The 21,508-nt window shown below is 55.0% G+C and carries 19 protein-coding genes and 7 tRNA genes; 2 read left to right on the forward strand and 24 right to left on the reverse strand.

Features of this window, described 5'->3' with window-relative positions:
* The 5 genes from rsfS to leuS form a co-directional block, all read right to left on the reverse strand.
* Window positions 1-318, reverse strand: coding sequence for a ribosome silencing factor (gene rsfS, locus M2433_RS06650; protein ID WP_023334893.1), 318 nt, complete (start codon window positions 316-318; stop codon window positions 1-3).
* A 269-nt stretch (window positions 319-587) separates the two neighbouring features.
* Entirely contained in the window at window positions 588-1,253 is a 666-nt protein-coding gene (gene nadD, locus M2433_RS06655; protein ID WP_429053407.1) for a nicotinate-nucleotide adenylyltransferase, read from the reverse strand.
* A complete protein-coding gene (gene holA / locus M2433_RS06660; protein ID WP_429053406.1) occupies window positions 1,246-2,277 on the reverse strand; it encodes a DNA polymerase III subunit delta in 1,032 nt (343 codons plus the stop codon). The genes nadD and holA overlap by 8 nt, the downstream gene beginning before the upstream one ends.
* Window positions 2,277-2,846, reverse strand: a complete 570-nt coding sequence (lptE, locus tag M2433_RS06665) for an LPS assembly lipoprotein LptE (protein WP_429053405.1) — start codon at window positions 2,844-2,846, stop codon at window positions 2,277-2,279. Before lptE ends, holA begins: the two co-directional genes overlap by 1 nt.
* 14 nt (window positions 2,847-2,860) lie before the next feature.
* The gene (leuS, locus tag M2433_RS06670; RefSeq protein WP_429053404.1) at window positions 2,861-5,443 is read right to left on the reverse strand and encodes a leucine--tRNA ligase; all 2,583 of its coding nucleotides are present in this window, start codon (window positions 5,441-5,443) and stop codon (window positions 2,861-2,863) included.
* Between the two features lie 214 nt (window positions 5,444-5,657).
* Here leuS and M2433_RS06675 point away from each other — a divergent pair, with 214 nt between their 5' ends.
* Window positions 5,658-6,140, forward strand: a complete 483-nt coding sequence (locus M2433_RS06675) for a zinc ribbon-containing protein (RefSeq protein ID WP_047347386.1) — start codon at window positions 5,658-5,660, stop codon at window positions 6,138-6,140.
* Between the two features lie 56 nt (window positions 6,141-6,196).
* Here the strand turns inward: M2433_RS06675 and rihA are convergent, their stop codons facing one another.
* From rihA to miaB, 10 genes are all read right to left on the reverse strand, one after another.
* On the reverse strand, window positions 6,197-7,138 hold the full coding sequence (rihA, locus tag M2433_RS06680) for a pyrimidine-specific ribonucleoside hydrolase RihA (RefSeq protein ID WP_429053403.1): 942 nt from the start codon (window positions 7,136-7,138) through the stop codon (window positions 6,197-6,199).
* Between the two features lie 120 nt (window positions 7,139-7,258).
* A complete protein-coding gene (locus M2433_RS06685; protein ID WP_014883001.1) occupies window positions 7,259-7,984 on the reverse strand; it encodes an amino acid ABC transporter ATP-binding protein in 726 nt (241 codons plus the stop codon).
* Window positions 7,984-8,658, reverse strand: coding sequence for a glutamate/aspartate ABC transporter permease GltK (gltK, locus tag M2433_RS06690; protein WP_023334900.1), 675 nt, complete (start codon window positions 8,656-8,658; stop codon window positions 7,984-7,986). Before gltK ends, M2433_RS06685 begins: the two co-directional genes overlap by 1 nt.
* On the reverse strand, window positions 8,658-9,398 hold the full coding sequence (locus M2433_RS06695; protein WP_023310756.1) for an amino acid ABC transporter permease: 741 nt from the start codon (window positions 9,396-9,398) through the stop codon (window positions 8,658-8,660). The genes gltK and M2433_RS06695 overlap by 1 nt, the downstream gene beginning before the upstream one ends.
* Before the next feature lie 155 nt (window positions 9,399-9,553).
* The gene (locus M2433_RS06700; protein ID WP_429053402.1) at window positions 9,554-10,459 is read right to left on the reverse strand and encodes an amino acid ABC transporter substrate-binding protein; all 906 of its coding nucleotides are present in this window, start codon (window positions 10,457-10,459) and stop codon (window positions 9,554-9,556) included.
* A 400-nt stretch (window positions 10,460-10,859) separates the two neighbouring features.
* Window positions 10,860-12,398: an apolipoprotein N-acyltransferase gene (lnt, locus tag M2433_RS06705; RefSeq protein ID WP_429053401.1), complete on the reverse strand. Its 1,539-nt coding sequence runs from the start codon at window positions 12,396-12,398 to the stop codon at window positions 10,860-10,862.
* A 5-nt stretch (window positions 12,399-12,403) separates the two neighbouring features.
* Entirely contained in the window at window positions 12,404-13,282 is an 879-nt protein-coding gene (corC, locus tag M2433_RS06710; RefSeq protein ID WP_021242574.1) for a CNNM family magnesium/cobalt transport protein CorC, read from the reverse strand.
* 89 nt (window positions 13,283-13,371) lie between these two features.
* Window positions 13,372-13,839, reverse strand: coding sequence for an rRNA maturation RNase YbeY (gene ybeY, locus M2433_RS06715; protein WP_008501052.1), 468 nt, complete (start codon window positions 13,837-13,839; stop codon window positions 13,372-13,374).
* Window positions 13,836-14,882 carry a PhoH family protein gene (locus M2433_RS06720; protein ID WP_047347093.1) on the reverse strand — a complete coding sequence of 349 codons (1,047 nt, stop codon included), beginning with the start codon at window positions 14,880-14,882 and terminating at the stop codon, window positions 13,836-13,838. The genes ybeY and M2433_RS06720 overlap by 4 nt, the downstream gene beginning before the upstream one ends.
* A gap of 163 nt (window positions 14,883-15,045) precedes the next feature.
* Window positions 15,046-16,470 carry a tRNA (N6-isopentenyl adenosine(37)-C2)-methylthiotransferase MiaB gene (gene miaB, locus M2433_RS06725; RefSeq protein ID WP_429053400.1) on the reverse strand — a complete coding sequence of 475 codons (1,425 nt, stop codon included), beginning with the start codon at window positions 16,468-16,470 and terminating at the stop codon, window positions 15,046-15,048.
* A gap of 135 nt (window positions 16,471-16,605) precedes the next feature.
* Between miaB and ubiF the strand changes: the two genes are divergently transcribed.
* Window positions 16,606-17,781, forward strand: a complete 1,176-nt coding sequence (gene ubiF, locus M2433_RS06730) for a 3-demethoxyubiquinol 3-hydroxylase (RefSeq protein ID WP_429053399.1) — start codon at window positions 16,606-16,608, stop codon at window positions 17,779-17,781.
* A gap of 122 nt (window positions 17,782-17,903) precedes the next feature.
* Here the strand turns inward: ubiF and M2433_RS06735 are convergent.
* From M2433_RS06735 to nagD, 9 genes are all read right to left on the reverse strand, one after another.
* Window positions 17,904-17,978, reverse strand: a tRNA-Gln gene (locus M2433_RS06735).
* A 36-nt stretch (window positions 17,979-18,014) separates the two neighbouring features.
* Window positions 18,015-18,089: transfer RNA gene (locus M2433_RS06740), tRNA-Gln, on the reverse strand.
* 40 nt (window positions 18,090-18,129) lie between these two features.
* A tRNA-Met gene (locus tag M2433_RS06745) sits at window positions 18,130-18,206 on the reverse strand.
* A gap of 17 nt (window positions 18,207-18,223) precedes the next feature.
* Window positions 18,224-18,298 (reverse strand) — tRNA-Gln (locus tag M2433_RS06750).
* A gap of 32 nt (window positions 18,299-18,330) precedes the next feature.
* Window positions 18,331-18,405, reverse strand: a tRNA-Gln gene (locus M2433_RS06755).
* A gap of 23 nt (window positions 18,406-18,428) precedes the next feature.
* Window positions 18,429-18,513, reverse strand: a tRNA-Leu gene (locus M2433_RS06760).
* A gap of 8 nt (window positions 18,514-18,521) precedes the next feature.
* Window positions 18,522-18,598 (reverse strand) — tRNA-Met (locus M2433_RS06765).
* A gap of 227 nt (window positions 18,599-18,825) precedes the next feature.
* Window positions 18,826-20,490, reverse strand: coding sequence for an asparagine synthase B (gene asnB, locus M2433_RS06770; protein WP_429053398.1), 1,665 nt, complete (start codon window positions 20,488-20,490; stop codon window positions 18,826-18,828).
* Window positions 20,491-20,739: 249 nt separating this feature from the next.
* Window positions 20,740-21,492 (reverse strand): ribonucleotide monophosphatase NagD, encoded by a 753-nt coding sequence (nagD, locus tag M2433_RS06775; protein WP_008501057.1) that lies wholly within the window; start codon window positions 21,490-21,492, stop codon window positions 20,740-20,742.
* Window positions 21,493-21,508 lie beyond the last annotated feature (16 nt).

Raw genomic sequence — 21,508 nt, forward strand, 5'->3', positions numbered from 1 at the left:
TTAACCCCAGAGTTTTTCCAGCTCATACAGGCGACGACTCTCGTCCTGCATGACATGGACAATCACATCGCCGAGGTCGACAACTACCCAGTCAGCCGTCGCTTCACCTTCAACACCCAGCGGTAACAGCCCTGCTGCACGCGATTCCTGAACCACGTGATCGGCAATCGAAACCACATGACGCGTAGAAGTACCGGTGCAGATGATCATGCAGTCGGTAATACTGGATTTACCCTTAACGTCGATAGCGATGATGTCCTGACCTTTCAGGTCATCAATTTTGTCAATAACAAAATCCTGGAGTGCTTTACCCTGCAAGTTTTCCCCCTGGGGTGAATGAGATTATAAAACGTTGAATTCGTAGCCAGGCAGTATACCTGAACTCACGCCTGTATCGGGACAACTGTCTCCGGCCAGGCTTTTGAAGGCGGGTATCATCCCACCCTCCGCCTGAGATTGCATCGCCATTTTTGTAAAACAATTTCTGTAAAGCAATGATCGGCGGGAAAGTCTGGCAGCGGAGGATAACAGTATGGCTTAACCTGTCAAGGCAGGATAAACAATAAGCCACTTTTTATGCCCTCCGGCTATTCATCTGCGCTTTTCTGATACAAACCGTGTGTATGGATATACGCCAGCACCGGGGCCGGTAGCATATCGTCACATGCTAAACCTTGTTGTAAACGCTCGCGAATGAGTGTTGCAGAGATATCGAACCACGGCGTTTCCGCCAGATAAATCTTCCCGGCAGGCTGATTGTGGAGATCCTCAACATTATCCGTGAGATGGTCTTCCAGCCACTGCTGGTACTGTGCTTCGCGCATGGTCAGCGGATAGCCCGGACGGCGGCAGACAAGCAGGTGGCTGTTCTCCAGAATGGTTTCATACTGATGCCATGTCGGGAAATTCAGCAGGGAATCCTGACCGATAATAAAGGCCAGCGGCTGGTCTGGTCCTTGTTCGGCTCGCCACTCCTGAAGCGTCTGAGACGTCCAGGAGGGCGTGTCACGACGCAACTCACGCTCATCTAGTGTGAAGAGCGGTTTATCTGTGATGGCAAGGGCGAGCATCTCTTTTCGCTGCTCGCTGGTTGCCTCGGGCTGCGGACGATGGGGCGGGACATTATTGGGCATAATGATGACGCGCTGAAGGCCGATCAGATTCGCCAGAATTTCAACCGGCTTCAGATGCCCGTAATGTACCGGGTCGAAGGTGCCGCCATACAAGGCCTGTAAGGAATGCATACTATCCATCAATAAAAACGTCTGCCAGCGCCTTATGGCAAAGCAGCAGAGAAAGGCTTTCCAGCTCTGCCCAGACCGACTGACCATAATCTTGTTTTAACGTGAGCTCAGCGCGCATCAGAAGCTGTACAGCCTGACGAAGCTGTTCATGACTCAGGCGGTTAACGGCCTCGGTGGTCATCGCCCTGCGGTTTTGCCACACCCGATGTTTATCAAACAGCGAGCGCAACGGCGTATGGGCAGACTGTCGCTTGAGCGTCACCAGCAGCAGCAGTTCGCGCTGCAGCGTACGCAGCAGAATGACGGGTTCGCTCCCTTCCAGACGCAGCTGCTGCAGAATATGCAGGGCGCGTTTGCTTTTCGCCGACAGCAGCGCGTCCACCCAGTGGAAGGGCGTGAAGTGCGCCGCGTCGTTAACGGCCTGCTCAACGCGTGGTAAGGTCAGCTTGCCGTCCGGCCACAGCAGGGAGAGTCGGTCCAGCGCCTGCGCCAGGGCCAGCAGGTTACCTTCATAGCAGTAGCAGAGCAGTTGATTTGCCGCATCATCCAGCTGAAGGTTGTTCTGCTTCGCTCTCGCTGCCACCCACTTTGGTAGATGCGCCTGCTCAGGCGTCTGACAGGTGACCAGCACCGCGTGGGTGGCGAGCTGGGTCAACCATGCTGCGTTTTCCTGGGCTTTGGTCAACTTATTGCCACGCACAATGAGGAGCAGATCGCTGTGTAACAGGCTGACCAGCGTGGCGAGCTGTTCATTAATGGCCGCGTTAGGACCGTTATCCGGCAGCAGGATTTGAATCGTCTGGCGCGAGGCAAAAAGGCTCATCGCCTGACACAGTGAGAAGAGGGCGTTCCAGTCGGTGTTGTTATCGATCTGGACGGTATGGTGTTCATCAAAGCCCTGCGCCGCCGCCGCATGGCGCACGGCATCCAGGCTTTCCTGAAGTAATAACGGATCGTTCCCAAGAAGCAGATACGCCGCGCGCAGCCCTTCATTGAGCTGCGCGCGGAGTTGTTCAGGATACAGCCTGATCATCAGTTACCCATGGAGGTAGAAACAGGAGCTGTGTTAGCGTCCGGTTTTTCGATGATGTCAGAGCCTTCTTTCTTAGACGCTGCAACAGTCGGCAGTTTACGGATCAGCTGTTCCGCCGCCTTGTCGTACATTTCGTTGATGATAATCTGCTGTTCGGCATCTTTTGCCAGCGCCGTCTGCGGGTTATCAAAGAACGAACGGTACACTTTTGTGCTGATTGGATAAATGTCTTTACCCGGGATCAGCACGGCTGCGTTAACCGTCATGACCATTTGATACTCTGCGGTGCGGCCATCCTGGAAGATAGAGGCCGTATCTTTGCCGAGCGTCATCCCCAGAACACGCAGAGACGGAACATCCTGGCGCAGCGTGTCTTTCTCAATCAACTCAACGCCGTTCAGACGCAGCTGATTACGGATTGCCCGGCTGAGCGGACCATTTGGATCCGAAGAGTCAAAGATCATTGTTTTCATCTGAGCAGGCACCGCCGTAGTATTGCGCAGGTGCCAGCCACAGCCAGCGGTGACAAGCACCGCCAGAGATAAGAGTATTGTTGCCAGTTGTCGCACGTTTCCTCCCGCGCTTAGCCAACGACCAGATTCAGCAGTTTACCCGGTACGTAGATCACTTTACGCACGGTAACGCCCTCAAGATATTTTGCGACCAGAGTTTCCTGGCCCGCGCGCTCGCGAACCTGTTCTTCGGTTGCATCGACCGCCACGGTAATTTTACCGCGGACTTTGCCGTTGACCTGGACTACGACCAGCGTCGTGTTTTCCACCATCGCTGCTTCGTCAGCCTGTGGCCACGGCGCGTTGTCGATATCGCCTTCGCCTTTCAGCTCCTGCCACAGGGTGAAGCTGACGTGCGGAGTGAACGGGTTCAGCATGCGAACAACCGCCAGCAGCGCTTCGCGCATTAAGGCGCGATCCTGCTCGCCGTCCTGCGGGGCTTTCGCCAGCTTGTTCATCAGTTCCATAATAGCCGCAATTGCGGTATTGAAGGTCTGACGACGACCAATATCATCGGTCACTTTCGCAATCGTTTTATGAACATCACGACGCAGCGCCTGCTGATCTTCCGTCAGCGCGGCGGCGTTCAGTGCCGGGGCATCGCCCAGAGCGGTATGTTCGTACACCAGTTTCCAGACGCGTTTCAGGAAGCGGTTCGCACCTTCAACGCCAGACTCCTGCCATTCCAGAGTCATGTCTGCCGGAGAGGCAAACATCATGAACAGACGCACGGTATCCGCGCCGTAGCGCTCAACCATTACCTGCGGATCGATGCCGTTGTTTTTAGACTTGGACATCTTGCTCATGCCGGTATAGACCAGCTCATGACCTGCGGCGTCTTTGGCCTTCACGATACGGCCTTTTTCGTCACGCTCAACGATAGCATCAACCGGAGAAACCCAGTTACGCTCGCCGTTTGCGCCAACGTAGTAGAAGGCATCCGCCAGCACCATGCCCTGGCACAGCAGCTGTTTAGCCGGTTCGTCAGAGTTCACCATGCCGGCATCGCGCATCAGCTTATGGAAGAAGCGGAAGTAGAGCAGGTGCATGATGGCGTGTTCGATACCACCGATGTAGATATCTACCGGCAGCCAGTAGTTTGCCGCATCGGAGTCCAGCATACCGTCCTGATACTGCGGGCAGGTATAACGCGCATAGTACCAGGATGACTCCATAAAGGTATCAAAGGTGTCGGTTTCACGCAGCGCAGGCTGGCCGTTGACGGTGGTTTTTGCCCACTCAGGATCGGCTTTGATCGGGCTGGTGATGCCGTCCATGACCACATCTTCCGGCAGGATCACCGGCAGCTGATCTTCCGGCGTTGGCATCACGGTGCCATCTTCCAGCGTCACCATTGGGATTGGCGCACCCCAGTAACGCTGACGGGAAACGCCCCAGTCGCGCAGACGGAAGTTAACTTTACGCTCGCCCACGCCAAGGGAGGCCAGCTTATCGGCGATGGCGTTGAAGCCTTCTTCGAAGCTCAGACCGCTGAACTCGCCGGAGTTGAACAGGGTGCCTTTTTCGGTCAGTGCGTGTTCGGACAGGTCTGGTTCAGAACCGTCGGCGGCCAGAATAACCGGTTTGATAGTCAAACCGTATTTGGTGGCAAATTCGTAGTCGCGCTGATCGTGACCCGGTACGGCCATTACGGCGCCCGTGCCGTACTCCATCAGAACGAAGTTGGCGGCCCAGACAGGGATGGCTTCGCCAGTCAGTGGGTGAATGGCTTTAAAGCCGGTATCAACCCCTTTTTTCTCCATCGTTGCCATGTCGGCTTCGGCCACTTTGGTGTTGCGGCACTCGTCGATGAAGGTGGCCAGTTCTGGATTGTTTTCTGCCGCTTTCTGCGCCAGCGGGTGACCTGCGGCCACGGCCAGGTAGGTCGCGCCCATGAAGGTATCCGGACGGGTGGTATAGACGGTCAGGGTCTGGTCATAGTTCTCAACGTTGAAGGTGATTTCCACGCCTTCAGAACGGCCGATCCAGTTGCGCTGCATGGTCTTAACGGTATCTGGCCAGTGGTCCAGATTATCCAGATCGTTCAGCAGCTCATCAGCGTAAGCGGTGATTTTGATAAACCACTGCGGGATCTCTTTACGTTCAACTTTGGTGTCGCAGCGCCAGCAGCAGCCATCGATAACCTGTTCGTTTGCGAGAACGGTCTGGTCATTTGGGCACCAGTTAACGGCAGAGGTCTTCTTGTACACCAGGCCTTTTTTATACAGCTCGGTGAAGAATTTCTGTTCCCAGCGATAGTATTCCGGGGTACAGGTTGCCAGCTCGCGGCTCCAGTCATAGCCAAAGCCCAGCATTTTGAGCTGGTTTTTCATGTACGCGATGTTGTCGTAGGTCCACGGGGCTGGCGCCGTATTGTTTTTTACCGCTGCGCCTTCTGCAGGCAGACCGAACGCATCCCAGCCGATAGGCTGCAGAACGTTCTTGCCCAGCATGCGCTGGTAGCGCGCAATCACATCACCGATGGTGTAGTTACGCACGTGGCCCATGTGTAGTCGACCAGAAGGATAGGGAAGCATCGACAGGCAGTAATACTTCTCTTTGCTCTCGTCTTCGGTTACTTCAAAGGTGCGCTTCTCGTCCCAGTGTTGCTGGACTTTTGATTCTATCTCTTCCGGGCGGTATTGCTCTTGCATGGCAGCCAGTGGTCCTGTTTTCAATACAGCTACAAATGTAGCCAATGGATGTAGTAATTCAGATCCGCATAGCATAGCCCAAACGCCCGCGTCAAAACAGCCTTTCGCACAAATGCGCTTTGCAGGAATTTACCGGGTCTGTGCTTCACCTGACAAAGCGGTGATGAAATAAGGTCTATTATTAGAAATAGTTACTTACCCGGGAGGCAAAATGATGAACAAGGTTGCTCAATTTTACCGCGAACTGGTGGCGACACTGACGGAACGGCTGCGTAACGGCGAGCGCGATATTGACGCGCTGGTTGAGCAGGCACGTGCCCGCGTGACGCAAACGGGTGAGTTAACGCGAACCGAAGTGGAAGAGGTGACCCGCGCCGTGCGTCGTGACCTGGAAGAGTTCGCGCGCAGTTACGAGGAGAGCCAGGACGAGGTCGCGGACAGCGTGTTTATGCGGGTGATTAAAGAGAGTCTGTGGCAGGAGCTGGCGGATATCACCGATAAAACGCAGCTGGAGTGGCGCGAGGTATTCCAGGATTTGAACCACCACGGCGTCTACCAGAGTGGCGAAGTGGTGGGGCTGGGCAACCTGGTGTGTGAGAAGTGCCATCACCATATTGCGGTCTATACGCCGGATGTATTGCCGCTGTGTCCGAAGTGCGGGCACGACCAGTTCCAGCGTCGGCCGTTTGAACCCTAGGTAAAAGCAAAACTGTTTGCACCCTCTCCCCGTGGGAGAGGGTTGGGGTGAGGGCATCAGGCCGCACTATAGTAAGCCAGTCTCTCCGCCAGTAAATCCACAAACGCCTGCCTGTCAATATCCACCATCACCGTCGTATTCGGTTTATTCCCCGTCAGCGAGTAGTAATCCACCACCGTCATGCCCTGGGTGTATTTTCCCTGCGTCTCAACGCCAACCCATCTGTCCACCGTGGTAAACATCTCCGGTTTTAACAGCCAGGCAATCGTGCAGGGGTCATGCAGCGGTGCGCCGTGGAATCCCCACTTCTCGGCTTTATGATACTCCATAAAGAAATCGAGCAGCTCAGCCACGGTTGTCGCGACCGGATTACCCACGGCACGGAAGCGTTCAATGTCGTCCGCCATAATCTGCGCGCGATGGGTCACGTCCAGCCCCGCCATCACGACGGGCAAACCGGACTGGAAGACGATCTCGGCGGCTTCCGGGTCGACAAAGATGTTGAACTCGGCAGCCGGCGTCCAGTTTCCCAGACCCATGGCCCCGCCCATGATGACGATACGGGCGATTTTGCTGTGCAGTTCAGGGTGGCTGTTCAGCAGCAACGCGACGTTGGTTTGCGGCCCGGTCGCCACCAGCGTGACGGGCTCGGCGCTTTCGCGCAGAATTTTTGCCATCAGCTCTACCGCGGTGCAGTTTTGCGGTGCGAAGCCTGGCTCCGGCAGCGCGGGACCGTCCAGCCCACTTTCACCGTGCACGTTATCCGCGATAATTAACTCGCGCATCAGGGGCTTGACCGCTCCGCCGGCGACGGGAATATCGGGACGGTTAAGCAGCGTCAGCATGCGCAAAACGTTACGCAGGGTTTTGTCCGGCGTCTGGTTTCCGGCAGAAGAGGTGACGGCTTTTACGTCGAGTTCAGGGGAGGCAACTGCAAGGACGAGTGCGATCGCGTCATCATGACCCGGATCGCAATCGAGAATGATCGGCTGTGCCATAGCGTTCTCCATTCATAGCGTTATTTTGTGACAAGGTTAACGCTGCAATGTGACGCCGAATAGAGGAAGAAATCTAAAGCGTGAAGCAGTGCGCAATCCGCAGATTGCGCACCGGGAAGATTAATGCAGGATTTTGGCGAGGAAGTCTTTTGCGCGCTCGGATTTCGGGTTCGCGAAGAACTCCTCTTTCGGCGAGTCCTCCACAATTTTCCCTTCGTCCATAAAGATCACGCGGTTAGCCACCTTACGGGCAAAGCCCATCTCGTGGGTCACCACCATCATGGTCATCCCTTCGTGCGCCAGCTCGACCATGACGTCCAGCACCTCGTTGATCATCTCAGGATCGAGCGCCGACGTTGGCTCATCAAACAGCATTGCAACGGGATCCATGCACAGCGCACGGGCGATCGCCACGCGCTGCTGCTGGCCGCCAGAAAGCTGCGCCGGGAACTTATCGGCATGCGCAGAGAGCCCAACGCGTTCCAGCAGCTTCAGGCCTTTCTCGCGCGACGCTTTTTTATCACGCTTAAGCACTTTCACCTGCGCCAGGGTCAGGTTCTCAATAATGGAGAGGTGAGGGAACAGCTCAAAGTGCTGGAACACCATGCCAACGTGAGAGCGAAGCTGGGCGAGATTGGTTTTCTTGTCGTTGACTTTGGTGCCGTTGACAACGATCTCACCCTGCTGCACCGGCTCCAGGCCGTTAACGGTTTTGATCAGCGTCGATTTACCGGAACCGGACGGCCCGCACACTACCACCACGTCACCTTTTTTCACTTCGGTGGAGCAGTCGGTCAGCACCTGAAAGTGCCCATACCATTTAGAAACATTTTTCAGGGAAATCATTATACCGTCCTTTTCTTCAGCCAGCTGACCAACAGCGACGCGCTTAAACTAATCACAAAATAGACCGCACCCGCGAAGAGCACCATCTCGACCTGCGTACCATCACGTTCACCGATGGTTGACGCGGTACGGAAGAAGTCCGCCAGACTCAGAACGTAGACCAGGGAGGTATCCTGGAACAGCACGATACCCTGGGTCAGCAGGAGCGGAACCATGGCGCGAAACGCCTGCGGCAGAATAATGAGCTGCATGGACTGCCAGTGCGTCATCCCCAGCGCCAGTGCGGCGCTGGATTGCCCGCGGGAGATACTCTGAATGCCCGCACGGATAATTTCCGAGTAGTAAGCAGCCTCAAACATCGAGAACGCCACCATCGCGGAGATCAGGCGGATATCGGTTTTCGGCGACAGACCCAGCACGTTTTGCAGGAAGCCGGGCACAATCAGGTAAAACCACAGCAGCACCATCACCAGCGGGATGGAGCGGAACACGTTAACGTAGGCGGTCGCAAACCAGGCGAAAGGCTTAAAGCTCGACAGGCGCATGACGGCCAGCAGGGTGCCCCAGACGATACCAATGATGATGGCAATAACGGTGATTTTTAAGGTAATCACCAGGCCATCAAGCAGGTATGGCATGGATGGAACGATAGAACTCCAGTCAAATTCGTACATTATTTGCCCCCCAGATTACCCGGCAGGCGGATTTTGCGTTCAACCAGGTTCATCACCAGCATGATGAAAGCGTTAATCAGAACATACGCGAGCGTGATCGCGGTGAAGGATTCCCACGCGTGCGCGGAGTAATCCAGCAGCTTGCCCGCCTGTGCAGCCATATCGACCAGTCCGATGGTTGAGGCGATGGCCGAGTTTTTCACCAGGTTCATCATCTCAGAGGTCATCGGTGGAACGATAACGCGGTAGGCGTTAGGCAGCAGCACATAGCGGTAGGTTTGCGGCAGGGTCAAGCCCATTGCCAGGCCTGCATTTTTTTGTCCACGGGGTAATGACTGAATGGCGGCACGCACCTGCTCGCAAACGCGCGCAGCGGTAAACAGCCCCAGACACATCATGGAGGAAACAAAGAACTGTACATTCGGATCCAGTTCCGACTTGAACCACATGCCAATATTTTCCGGCAGCAGTTCCGGGATAACCAGATACCAGGTAAAGAATTGCACGATCAGCGGAACGTTACGGAACAGTTCCACATACAGGGTGCCAAGTGTTGAAAGAAAACGGTTAGGGACGGTGCGCAGAATACCGAACAGAGAACCGACAAGAAACGCGATAATCCACGCCGTTATCGATAATGCCACGGTAACCTGAAAGCCGCTCCACAGCCAGCCAAGATAGGTGGTGTTGCCGAACGGGGCTTGTTGCAGGAATATGCCCCAGTTCCAGTCTATTGACATAATAAACTCCAGAAAAAAAAGGGTAGCAGCGCTACCCTCGAAGATTGGTGAGAAGCTCATTTTTCGCGCTGAGTGGGGAACGACCACTCAACGTATAGTCTGTCCATGCTTCCCGACAATCGAGAGGGCAGGAGATCCCGCCCCTGTTGTTCTAATTAGTTAAGAGCTTTGTCATTTGGAGATTTGAACAGCGCTTTCATGTCTTCAGACAGTTCAAAGTTCATGTTGAGATTTTTGGGTGGAATCGGGTTCTTGAACCACTTGTCGAACCATTTTTCCGCTTCGCCGGAGGTCTGCACCTGAGAGATGGTGTCGTCGATCAGCTTTTTGAACTGCGGATCGTCTTTACGCAGCATACAGCCGTAGGCTTCTTTCGACTGCGCGGTACCGACGATATCCCAGTTGTCCGGTTTTTTCGCTTTCGCACGCTCGCCCGCCAGCAGGGCGTCATCCATCATAAACGCGACGGCACGACCGCTTTCCAGAGTACGGAAGGAGTCGCCATGGTCTTTCGCGCTGATGATTCGCATATCCATTTTCTTCTCGTCGTTCAGCTTGTGCAGCAGCACTTCTGAGGTGGTACCGGAAGTGACAACGACCGCTTTGCCTTTCAGGTCAGAGAAGTCTTTGATCTCACCGCCTTTCTTGGTCAGCAGGCGGGTGCCCACAACAAAGATGGTATCCGAGAAGGCAGCCTGTTTCTGACGCTCGAGGTTATTGGTGGTGGAGCCACATTCGAAGTCAAAGGTGCCGTTTTGCAGCAGTGGAATACGGTTCTGTGAAGTGATTGGGATCAGCTTCACCTGCAGGTCAGGTTTGTTCAGCTTTTTCTTCACAGCTTCAACGATGGCGTTGGAGTAATCCTGTGAATAGCCCACGACTTTTTGCGTGTTGTCGTAGTAAGAGAACGGGACAGAAGATTCACGGTGGCCGACCACGATGACGCCGTTTTTGGCAATCTTGTCGAGAGTGCTGCCTGCTGCCGGAGCATCTTCAGCGTGAACCACGCCTGCAGACATTCCCATAACCAGCATTGCTGTGGCCAGTTTACGTAATTGCATACCCAACTCCTTTTTTTATCAGCGCCAGTGACGCTTTGATACCCATTGTGATGTTGTTATATCTCGCGCAATGCGAGTGCAGTGTTATGCAAGCTTGTTAACATTTAGTCTGGCTTAATGTAAAGATTTTGCTGCGTTATTGTTTATTTTTGCGAAGCGCGCCGCACCATTCAGAGGCAAATATCTCCCGTTGCACCGTTTCGGTGCTACCGATGATCTACGCTGGTGCGACTAAGTTGCACATTAAGCCAAACTGCGTTTACCTGAATAAACAAAGCAATAGGCGTGCCAGAATTGAACTTTGGAGGGAACTGTCGGGTGGCAGCTACGCCTTACCCGACCTACGGGAACGAAATGTAGGCCGGGTAAGCGTCAGCGCCACCCGGCAAAGGAGGTAAGGTTATTTACGACGCTGACGCAGGCTCATCAGCACTGCGGCAAAGCCGAACAGCACGGTCAAAATCCACAGCGGCCAGTTACCGGTACGGGCGTATGGCGTCAGGCCGGATGTCGGCGTGACTTTTGTGGTCAGCACTTCCCGGGTGAACTGCGGGATCATGGCCTGAATTTCACCCTGCGGTCCAATCACGGCGGTGATGCCGTTGTTGGTGCTGCGCAGCAGTGGACGCGCCAGCTCAAGGGAGCGCATCCGCGCCATCTGGAAGTGCTGCCACGGGCCAATTGACTTACCAAACCAGGCATCGTTAGAGATAGTCAGCAGGAAGTCCGTGTCCGGGCGGAAGTTATCGCGCACCTGCTCGCCGAGGATAATCTCATAGCAAATGGCCGCCGTCAGAGCAAAACCATGCGCATGCAGCTGGGGCTGAACGTATGGCCCGCGGCTGAAAGAGGACATCGGCAGGTCAAAGAACGGTGCCAGCGGGCGCAGAATCGACTCCAGCGGAACAAACTCACCAAACGGCACCAGGTGGTTCTTGTTGTACCGGTCAGTGGAGTTGTAGCTGTACTCGCTGTCTTTGCCGAGCGTAATGATGGTGTTGTAGGTGTCGTAGCGGTTCTGCTGATTGAGACGCGCATCAACAATCCCGGTGATCAGCGTGCTGCCACGCGAGAGCAGCAGGTCGTTCATCATGTTGAGGAACGGCTGCTGGTTAATCTCCAGATCGGGGATCGCCGACTCTGGCCAGATAATCAGCTGTGATTTACCCATCACCTCTTCCGTGGCGTTGGCGTAGATCTTCAGCGTATTCAGCAGCTCTTTCTCGTCCCACTTCATGGATTGCGGGATATTTCCCTGAACCATAGAAACCTGCGTGGCGCGTTCGGGCTCAAGGGTGAACCACTGGATATAGCGCAGCGGGAAGGGCAGAGTGAACAGCACCAGCGCCACAACCAGCGGCTTCCAGCAGCGCTTGACCAGCGCCAGGACCAGCAGGCCGCTGACAACCATCAGCAGGAAATTGATGGCCTCAACGCCCATCACTGGCGCCAGCCCTTTCAGCGGGCCGTCAATCTGACTGTAGCCGAACTGCAGCCATGGGAAGCCTGTCAGCACCCAACTGCGCAGGAACTCGGTGAGTTGCCAGACCACCGGCGCGGCAATAGCGACGCGCAGCCAGGTCGTTCTTGGCCACAGGCGAGAAAGGATGCCTGCGAACAGACCGGTGTACAGCGAGAGATATGCAGCGAGCAGCACCACAAGGAAGACGTTAACCGGGCCCGGCATACCGCCAAACTGGGCGATGCTGACGTAGACCCAGTTGATGCCGGAACCAAACAGCCCCAGCCCCCAGAAGTAGCCGATGGCGGCAGCCTGTACCGGACGACGATTCAGGGTCAGACCCTGTAGCCCCATCAGGGAGAGAATGGCCGCAGGCCAGATGTCGTAAGGAGAAAAAGCCAGCGTACCGCTGGCTCCGAGTAATAGCGCCAGCAGCAAACGGACGCGCTGGCGTTCAAGAAGTGAGGCAAATGCCATTTACATTAATCTTCCAGTTTTGGCACCGGTGAATCATCCGGCGTTCTGACGTGAACCTGTATAATACGTCGGCTGTCGGCCATTGCCACTTTGAACTGGTAACCGTCAATGTCAACGGTCTCGCCGCGCGCCGGAAGATGGCCAAAGGCCTGCATCACCAGCCCGCCAATGGTATCAACCTCTTCATCGCTGAAGTGGGTACCGAAGGCATCGTTGAAGTCTTCAATCGAGGCCAGTGCGCGCACGGTCCAGGTGTGGCGGCTGAGCTGACGGAAGTCGATATCTTCTTCTTCATCATACTCATCTTCGATTTCGCCCACGATCAGCTCAAGAATATCTTCGATCGTGACAAGACCGGACACGCCACCAAATTCATCAATAACAATCGCCATGTGGTAACGCTGAGAGCGGAACTCTTTCAGCATCCGATCCACACGTTTACTCTCCGGCACGACCACGGCCTGGCGTAACACTTTTTCCATGCTGAAGGCTTCGGCATCGCTGCGCATAAACGGCAGCAGATCTTTCGCCATCAAAATCCCTTCGATGTGATCTTTGTCTTCGCTGATGACCGGGAAACGCGAGTGGGCGGATTCGATGATCACATCGAGGCACTCGTCCAGGGTCTGGTTGCGTTTCAGGGTAATCATCTGCGAACGGGGGATCATGATATCGCGGACGCGCTGGTCGGCAATGTCCATAACCCCTTCGAGCATTTCTCGCGTATCTTCGTCGATAAGGTCGTTCTGCCCGGAATCACGAATCAGCTCCAGCAGTTCATCACGGTTTTTCGGTTCGCCGTGGAAAAGCTGGTTCAGAATGAGGGAGAAAAATCCCTTTTTACTGGTTGTCGTGTCGCTACTGTGTGAATTGTCGTCGCTCATGGCGTTTGTTAAGGGTTCTCTTGTTAGTTCAACGTTTACCGCCACGCGATGTCCTTTCGTGGCGGCATGTTAGTCCGTCAGGTGACGGACTATTCTTTCTCGGCAATGTACGGATCCTCATAGCCCAGAGCAAGCATTATCTCTGTCTCGAGGGACTCCATCTCTTCCGCTTCGTCGTCTTCGATATGATCGTAGCCGAGCAGATGCAGGCTGCCGTGTACCACCATGTGCGCCCAGTGGGCCTCAAGGGGTTTTTGCTGCTCTTTGGCTTCCTGTTCAACCACCTGACGGCAGATGATCAGATCGCCCAACAGCGGCATCTCGATACCCGGCGGCGCTTCGAACGGGAAAGAGAGCACGTTGGTCGGCTTATCTTTCCCGCGGTAGGTCAGGTTAAGCTCGTGGCTTTCTGCTTCATCCACCAGGCGAATCGTGACTTCTGATTCTTCCTGAAACTGGGGGATAACGGCATCCAGCCATTTCTGAAACTGTGCCTCATCCGGCATGCCGGAATTATCTTCACAGGCCAGCTGTAAATCGAGGATCACCTGACTCATTTCTGTTCTTGCTCCTGCGCTTCGCGCTTACGTTCTGCGGCCAGTTCGGCCTTACGCTTCTGATCCGCCTCTTCCCAGGCTTCATAAGCGTTAACGATACGCGCGACCACCGGGTGGCGTACCACGTCTTCACTGTGGAAGAAGTTAAAGCTGATTTCGTCGACCTCGGCCAGCACCTCAATGGCGTGGCGCAGGCCCGATTTGGTGCTGCGCGGCAGGTCAATCTGCGTCACGTCACCCGTAATGACTGCCTTAGAGTTAAAGCCGATACGCGTCAGGAACATCTTCATCTGTTCGATGGTGGTGTTCTGGCTTTCATCGAGGATGATGAACGCATCGTTCAGCGTACGGCCACGCATGTAGGCAAGCGGAGCAACTTCGATAACGTTACGCTCAATGAGCTTCTCGACCTTCTCAAAGCCCAGCATCTCAAACAACGCATCGTATAAAGGGCGCAGATACGGGTCGACCTTCTGGCTCAGGTCGCCCGGCAGGAAGCCCAGCTTTTCACCTGCTTCAACGGCAGGGCGGGTCAGCAGGATGCGCCGGATGTCCTGGCGCTCCAGCGCATCAACCGCAGCGGCAACGGCCAGATAGGTTTTACCCGTACCTGCCGGACCCACGCCAAAGGTGATGTCATGGTCAAGAATGTTGGCGATGTACTGCGCCTGGTTTGGGGTGCGCGGCTTAATCACGCCACGTTTGGTCTTGATGTTAATGGCTTTGCCATAGTCCGGCACGCTTTCCGCGCTCTGTTCCAGCACGCGCGCCTCTTTAATGGCGAGGTGGATCTGTTCCGGTTCAATATCCTGAATTTCGCCGCGCATCGGGGCGGTATCGACATACAGGCTACGCAGGATGTCCGCGGCGGCATTGACGCAGATAGGGCGTCCGGTAAGTTTGAAATGATTATCGCGACGATTGATTTCGATACCCAGACGTCGCTCCAGTTGTTTGATGTTGTCATCAAACGGCCCGCACAGGCTCAGCAGGCGAGCGTTGTCTGCTGGCTCAAGGCTAATTTCACGCGTATCTATGTTCAAACTGTTCCTCTTTGATTGGTTAACTGATCCGTTGCGACAGGGCGTAATAAAACGGTCATTACCGAAATTATTCACGCCATAGAATAAAGGCGCAAGCGTTGCGGATGATATTGGGGACGATAAGAGGAAATACAAGGCCTGCCGGAAAGGCAGGCCATGAGGATTAAGGCTGGTAAATTCCCACGCCAGAATCGTTTTCTTTGCGGGTACGCGAAATCACGGATTCCGGCGATTCTGCAATACGCAGGCCCATTTCGTCTTCGGTGCGTACCACTTTTGCGCGCAGCGAGTTGGTCAGCACGTCGACAATCTCAACGTCCACAAATTTACCGATCATGTCCGGGGTGCCTTCAAAGTTCACCACGCGGTTATTCTCGGTGCGGCCAGAGAGTTCCATAATGCTCTTGCGCGAAGTGCCTTCTACCAGAATGCGCTGAACGGTGCCGAGCATGCGGCGGCTCCAGGCGTTGGCCTGCTGGTTGATGCGCTCCTGCAGAATATACAGACGCTGCTTCTTCTCTTCTTCAGACACATCGTCAACCATGTCGGCCGCGGGCGTTCCCGGACGCGCGGAGAAGATGAAGCTGTAGCTGACGTCAAAGTTCACTTCGCCGATGAGCTTCATGGTGCGCTCGAAGTCATCAGCGGTTTCGCCAGGGAAGCCGACGATAAAGTCAGAGCTTATCTGGATATCCGGACGGGCTTCACGCAGCTTACGGATGGTCGACTTATACTCCAGCACCGTGTGAGGGCGGCCCATCAGGTTCAGCACGCGGTCAGAGCCGCACTGAATCGGCAGGTGCAGGAAGCTCACCAGCTCTGGCGTATCGCGATAGACGTCGATGATGTCGTCGGTAAATTCCATCGGATGGCTGGTGGTAAAACGAATGCGGTCGATGCCGTCAATCGCGGCCACCAGACGCAGCAGTTCAGCAAAGCTGCCGGTGGTGCCGTCGTAGTTCTCTCCGCGCCAGGCGTTAACGTTCTGGCCCAGCAGGTTCACTTCGCGGACGCCCTGTGCGGCAAGCTGCGCGATTTCAAACAGAATGTCATCTGCCGGGCGGCTGACCTCTTCACCGCGGGTGTACGGCACCACGCAGTAAGTACAATATTTGTTGCAGCCTTCCATGATGGAGACGAAGGCGGTCGGGCCATCGGCGCGCGGCTCCGTCAGGCGGTCAAATTTTTCGATTTCCGGGAAGCTGACGTCAACGACCGGGCTGCGATTGCCGCGAACCTGATTGATCATCTCAGGCAGACGGTGCAGGGTCTGCGGCCCAAAGACAATATCCACATAGGGGGCTCTCTGGCGAATCAGCTTGCCTTCCTGCGATGCGACGCAGCCACCCACGCCGATGATCAGGTCCGGATTTTTTCGCTTGAGGAGTTTCCAGCGACCTAATACGTGAAAGACTTTTTCCTGCGCTTTTTCACGAATGGAACAGGTGTTCAGCAGCAGCACGTCCGCTTCTTTCGCATTTTCAGTCAGCTGGTATCCGTGGGTGGTATCCAGCAGATCGGCCATCTTGGATGAATCGTATTCGTTCATCTGACAGCCCCAGGTTTTTATATGGAGTTTTTTAGTCATCGACTTGCTCAGCTCAGGATTGCAAGCCGCGTATTGTAATGCTTTGGTGGGGTTGTGACCAGTATGAAGGTTATGTGTCTCAGGACCGAAAAAATCCGGTAAACTTAAGGGATTCTCCAATAAGGAAAATTGACCATGACACTCCAACACACCGAAGTTGCCGTTGTCGGCGGCGGTATGGTCGGCGGCGCGCTGGCGCTGGGGCTGGCGCAGCAGGGATTTGAGGTAACGGTAATTGAACTGTCGGTGCCTGCGCAATACGACCCGGCGGCCAATCCGGATGTGCGCATCTCCGCTATCAGCGCCGCCTCCGTTGATCTTCTGCGCGGGCTGGGCGTATGGGAGGCGGTGCTGGCGATGCGCGCCCATCCTTACAGCCGTCTTGAAACCTGGGAGTGGGAAAATGCCCACGTCGCGTTTGATGCCGCTGAGCTGAAGCTACCGCGCCTGGGCTATATGGTGGAAAACAACGTGCTCCAGCGGGCGCTCTGGCAGGCGCTGGAGGCGCACCCGAAGGTAACGCTGCGAGTTCCTGACTCACTCAAGGCGTTGCATCATCAACCGGGTGGATATGTGCTGACGCTGGATAATGGCGATGAGCTGGCCGTGAAGCTGGTGGTGGGGGCGGATGGTGCCAATTCGCAGGTCAGACAGATGGCGGGCATTGGCGTTCATGCCTGGCAGTATCAGCAGTCTTGCATGCTGATCACCGTTCAGTGTGAAAATGCGCCCGGTGAGAGCACCTGGCAGCACTTTACCCCGAATGGTCCGCACGCCTTTTTACCGCTGTTCGATAACTGGGCGTCGCTGGTGTGGTACGACAAACCGGCGCGCATTCGCCAGCTGCAGGGGCTTTCAATGGAGCAATTGCAGCGGGAAATCCATCTGAACTTCCCGAGCCGTCTGGGCAACGTTACGCCGGTCGCTGCAGGGGCATTCCCGCTCACGCGTCGTCACGCTTTGCAGTATGCCCGTGAAGGGCTGGCGCTGGTGGGGGATGCGGCACACACCATTCACCCGCTGGCCGGGCAGGGTGTGAACCTGGGATATCGTGACGTTGAGGCGTTGCTGGATGTGTTGAGCAGCGCCCGCGGGCATGCGGAAAACTGGTCCAGCCATCAGGTTCTGAAGCGTTACCAGACGCGTCGCATGGCGGATAACTTTATCATGCAGTCGGGAATGGATCTGTTCTATGCCGGGTTCAGCAATGATTTAGCCCCGGTGCGCATTCTGCGTAATATTGGTTTAATGGCGGCGGAACGCGCCGGTGGTCTGAAGCGTCAGGCCCTGAAGTACGCCCTCGGCCTCTAATCTTTGCTCCGACTATTCCCTCGCCCCTTTGGGGAGAGGGTTAGGGTGAGGGGGAATCAGGCCGCACAATGTCGAACAACAAAAACAAACAAGCCCGCAGAGCGGGCTTGTTTGTTACTAAGTGGCTGGGGTGCAGGGATTCGAACCCCGGAATGCTGGTATCAGAAACCAGAGCCTTACCGCTTGGCGACACCCCAATTGCGTTAAACAAACTGCTTAACGACTTTTTAAATTGGCTGGGGTACGAGGATTCGAACCTCGGAATGCCGGAATCAGAATCCGGTGCCTTACCGCTTGGCGATACCCCAACAATTTGTCTTGATTACCGAAAAATCGACAATCTAAATTTGGTGGCTACGACGGGATTCGAACCTGTGACCCCATCATTATGAGTGATGTGCTCTAACCAACTGAGCTACGTAGCCAGTACTGCAATCTTCGATGGCTGGGGTACCTGGATTCGAACCAGGGAATGCCGGTATCAAAAACCGGTGCCTTACCGCTTGGCGATACCCCAATACCGCGGAGAACCGCAAAATCGAAGAAATATGGCTGGGGTACCTGGATTCGAACCAGGGAATGCCGGTATCAAAAACCGGTGCCTTACCGCTTGGCGATACCCCATCCGTGCAACGCTTACCTGGGAATGGTGCGGGAGGCGAGACTTGAACTCGCACACCTTGCGGCGCCAGAACCTAAATCTGGTGCGTCTACCAATTTCGCCACTCCCGCAAAAAAGATGGTGGCTACGACGGGATTCGAACCTGTGACCCCATCATTATGAGTGATGTGCTCTAACCAACTGAGCTACGTAGCCATCTTTTTTCGCGTTACCTTATCGGCGTTGCGGGGCGCATTATGCGTATAGACCCTTGCAGCGTCAACACCTTTTTCAACGAAAATAGCCGGAATGTGACTGTTTGGTTAGGTTGCGAACAGCGTGACCGAATATTCGGCAATTATTGGTTATTAATCGGTTTTTGGCGATGAAATGTGAGGCAAAAAAATAGGGCCCCCTGAGGGGCCCTGGTGCGATTTGAGTGATTACTTGTAGGCTGACTGGTGAACGCCTACCGCACGTCCTGATGGATCGTTCATGGATTTGAACGATTCATCCCATTCAATCGCTTTAGCAGAAGAGCAGGCGACGGAAGGACCACCCGGTACGCACTCCGCAGCGCTCGGAACCGGGAACAGCTCTTCAAAAATTTCGCGGTACAGATACGCCTCTTTCGAGCCTGGCGTGTTGTATGGGAAGCGGAAGCTTGCGGTTTCCAGCTGTTGGTCAGAAACCTGTTTTGCCGCCACCTCTTTCAGGGTATCGATCCAGCTATAGCCGACGCCATCAGAGAACTGCTCTTTCTGACGCCAGGCAACGCTTGCCGGCAGGTAGGATTCAAAACATTCACGCAGGATATGTTTTTCCATTTTGCCGTTGCCGCACATTTTATCCTGCGGGTTGATGCGCATCGCCACGTCGAGGAATTTCTTATCCAGGAACGGAACGCGCGCTTCAACACCCCATGCCGACATCGCTTTGTTGGCGCGCGCGCAGTCAAACATATGCAGGGCCTGCAGCTTACGCACGGTCTCTTCGTGCAGCTCTTTAGCGTTCGGCGCTTTGTGGAAATACAGGTAGCCGCCAAACACTTCGTCAGAACCTTCACCGGAGAGCACCATCTTGATGCCCATCGCTTTGATCTTACGCGACATCAGGTACATCGGCGTGGAGGCGCGAATTGTTGTTACGTCATAGGTTTCAATGTGATAGATCACATCGCGGATCGCATCCAGGCCTTCCTGCACGGTGAAGTGAATTTCATGGTGCACAGTACCCAGGTGGTTTGCCACTTCCTGCGCGGCCTTCAGGTCAGGTGCCCCTTCAAGACCCACGGCAAAGGAGTGCAGCTGTGGCCACCAGGCTTCTGAACGCTCCTGATCTTCCACGCGGCGCGCGGCGAATTTCTTGGTGATCGCGGAGATCACGGAGGAGTCCAGACCGCCGGAGAGCAGCACGCCGTATGGCACGTCAGACATCAGGTGGCTTTTAACGGAATCTTCCAGCGCCTGACGCAGCTCGGCTTTGTCCGTGACGTTGTCTTTCACCGCGTCGTAGTCGAACCAGTCACGCTGATAATACTGACGGATCTCGCCGTCTTTACTCCACAGGTAGCTTCCCGCCGGGAACTCTTTAATAGTACGGCAGACCGGTACCAGGGCTTTCATTTCAGACGCAACATAGAAGTTACCGTGTTCATCGTGGCCCATGTACAGCGGGATAATACCAATGTGGTCACGGCCAATCAGCCAGGCGTCTTTTTCGCTGTCGTACAGGGCGAAGGCGAACATGCCCTGCAGGTCGTCCAGGAACTCGGGGCCTTTCTCCTGATACAGCGCCAGGATGACTTCACAGTCAGAGCCGGTCTGGAAGGCGTAGCGGTCGCCGTACTCGGCGCGCAGCACCTGGTGGTTGTAGATCTCACCGTTGACGGCCAGCGCGTGCGTTTTTTTCTCGTTATACAGCGGCTGTGCACCGGCGTTGACGTCAACAATAGACAGACGTTCGTGAGCCAGAATCGCTTTGTCACTGGCGTAAACGCCGGACCAGTCCGGACCGCGATGGCGCATCAGGCGGGACAGTTCGAGTGCCTTTTTACGCAGTTCGCCCGCGTCAGTTTTAATATCCAGTACGCCAAAAATTGAACACATAACCTTCTCCGTTAACCCTGTTGCTTTGTAATGTTGCTTGCTTATGAAAATGCCGCAAAGGGGCAGGGCGCGCAAGCGTTTTACGGGTAAAAGCGGAAATAGTGCAATGGCGGTTGCGGATCGGTGAAAAATGCGTATGCCATGAGCACATTTATTGATGATTATGCAATGAAAGTGCTTTTTTGTTAGATGGGGTTGTGTTTTGCAGGCGTAAAAATAAAGAACCACGCCCTGAGGCGTGGTTCGGTATCAGATGATGTCAATTTCATCGACGGAGGGGTAGATCCAGCTTGGCCGGAACGGCATCGAGTCTATGTCATCAAGCTGAGAGACGCCGGAGAGGACCAGAATCGTCTCCAGACCCGCCTGGAAACCGGCCAGAATATCGGTGCGCAGGTTGTCGCCGACGATAACGGTTTCTTCGGAGTGGGCCTGCATCTTGTTGAGCGCGGCGCGGATAATCCACGGGCTTGGCTTGCCAACATAGAATGGTTTGCGCCCGGAGATCTTCTCAATACCGGCGCACAGCGCGCCGCAGGCCGGATAAAAACCACGGCCATGGGTATCCGGATTGGTCGCAATAAAGCGCGCGCCGTTAGCCACAAAGAAGGATGCCTTATGCATCATCTCCCAGTTATAGGAGCGCGTTTCACCCACAATCACAAAGTCCGGGTTAACATCGGTGATGGTAAAACCCGCTTTGTACAGCTCGTGGATCAGCGCGCCTTCACCGACGACGTAGGCTTTTTTCCCTTCCTGACGCTTCAGGAAATCCGCCGTGGCCATCGCCGAGGTATAAAACACGCTGTCCGGAACGTCGACGCCCGCCGTGGCAAAGCGGTTTGCCAGATCCTGACCGGTTTGGGAAGGGTAGTTCGTGAGAAGAACCAGAGGCATTCCTTTGTCGATGATGCGGTGAAGAAACTCCGCAGCACCCGGCACGGCAACGTTGTCGTGCATCAGCACGCCGTCGATATCACAAATTACATTCTTAATGGTCATGGACAATCCGGCATCA

This window comes from Enterobacter sp. AC1 (assembly GCF_050434705.1).
Lineage (GTDB): Bacteria > Pseudomonadota > Gammaproteobacteria > Enterobacterales > Enterobacteriaceae > Enterobacter > Enterobacter cloacae_L.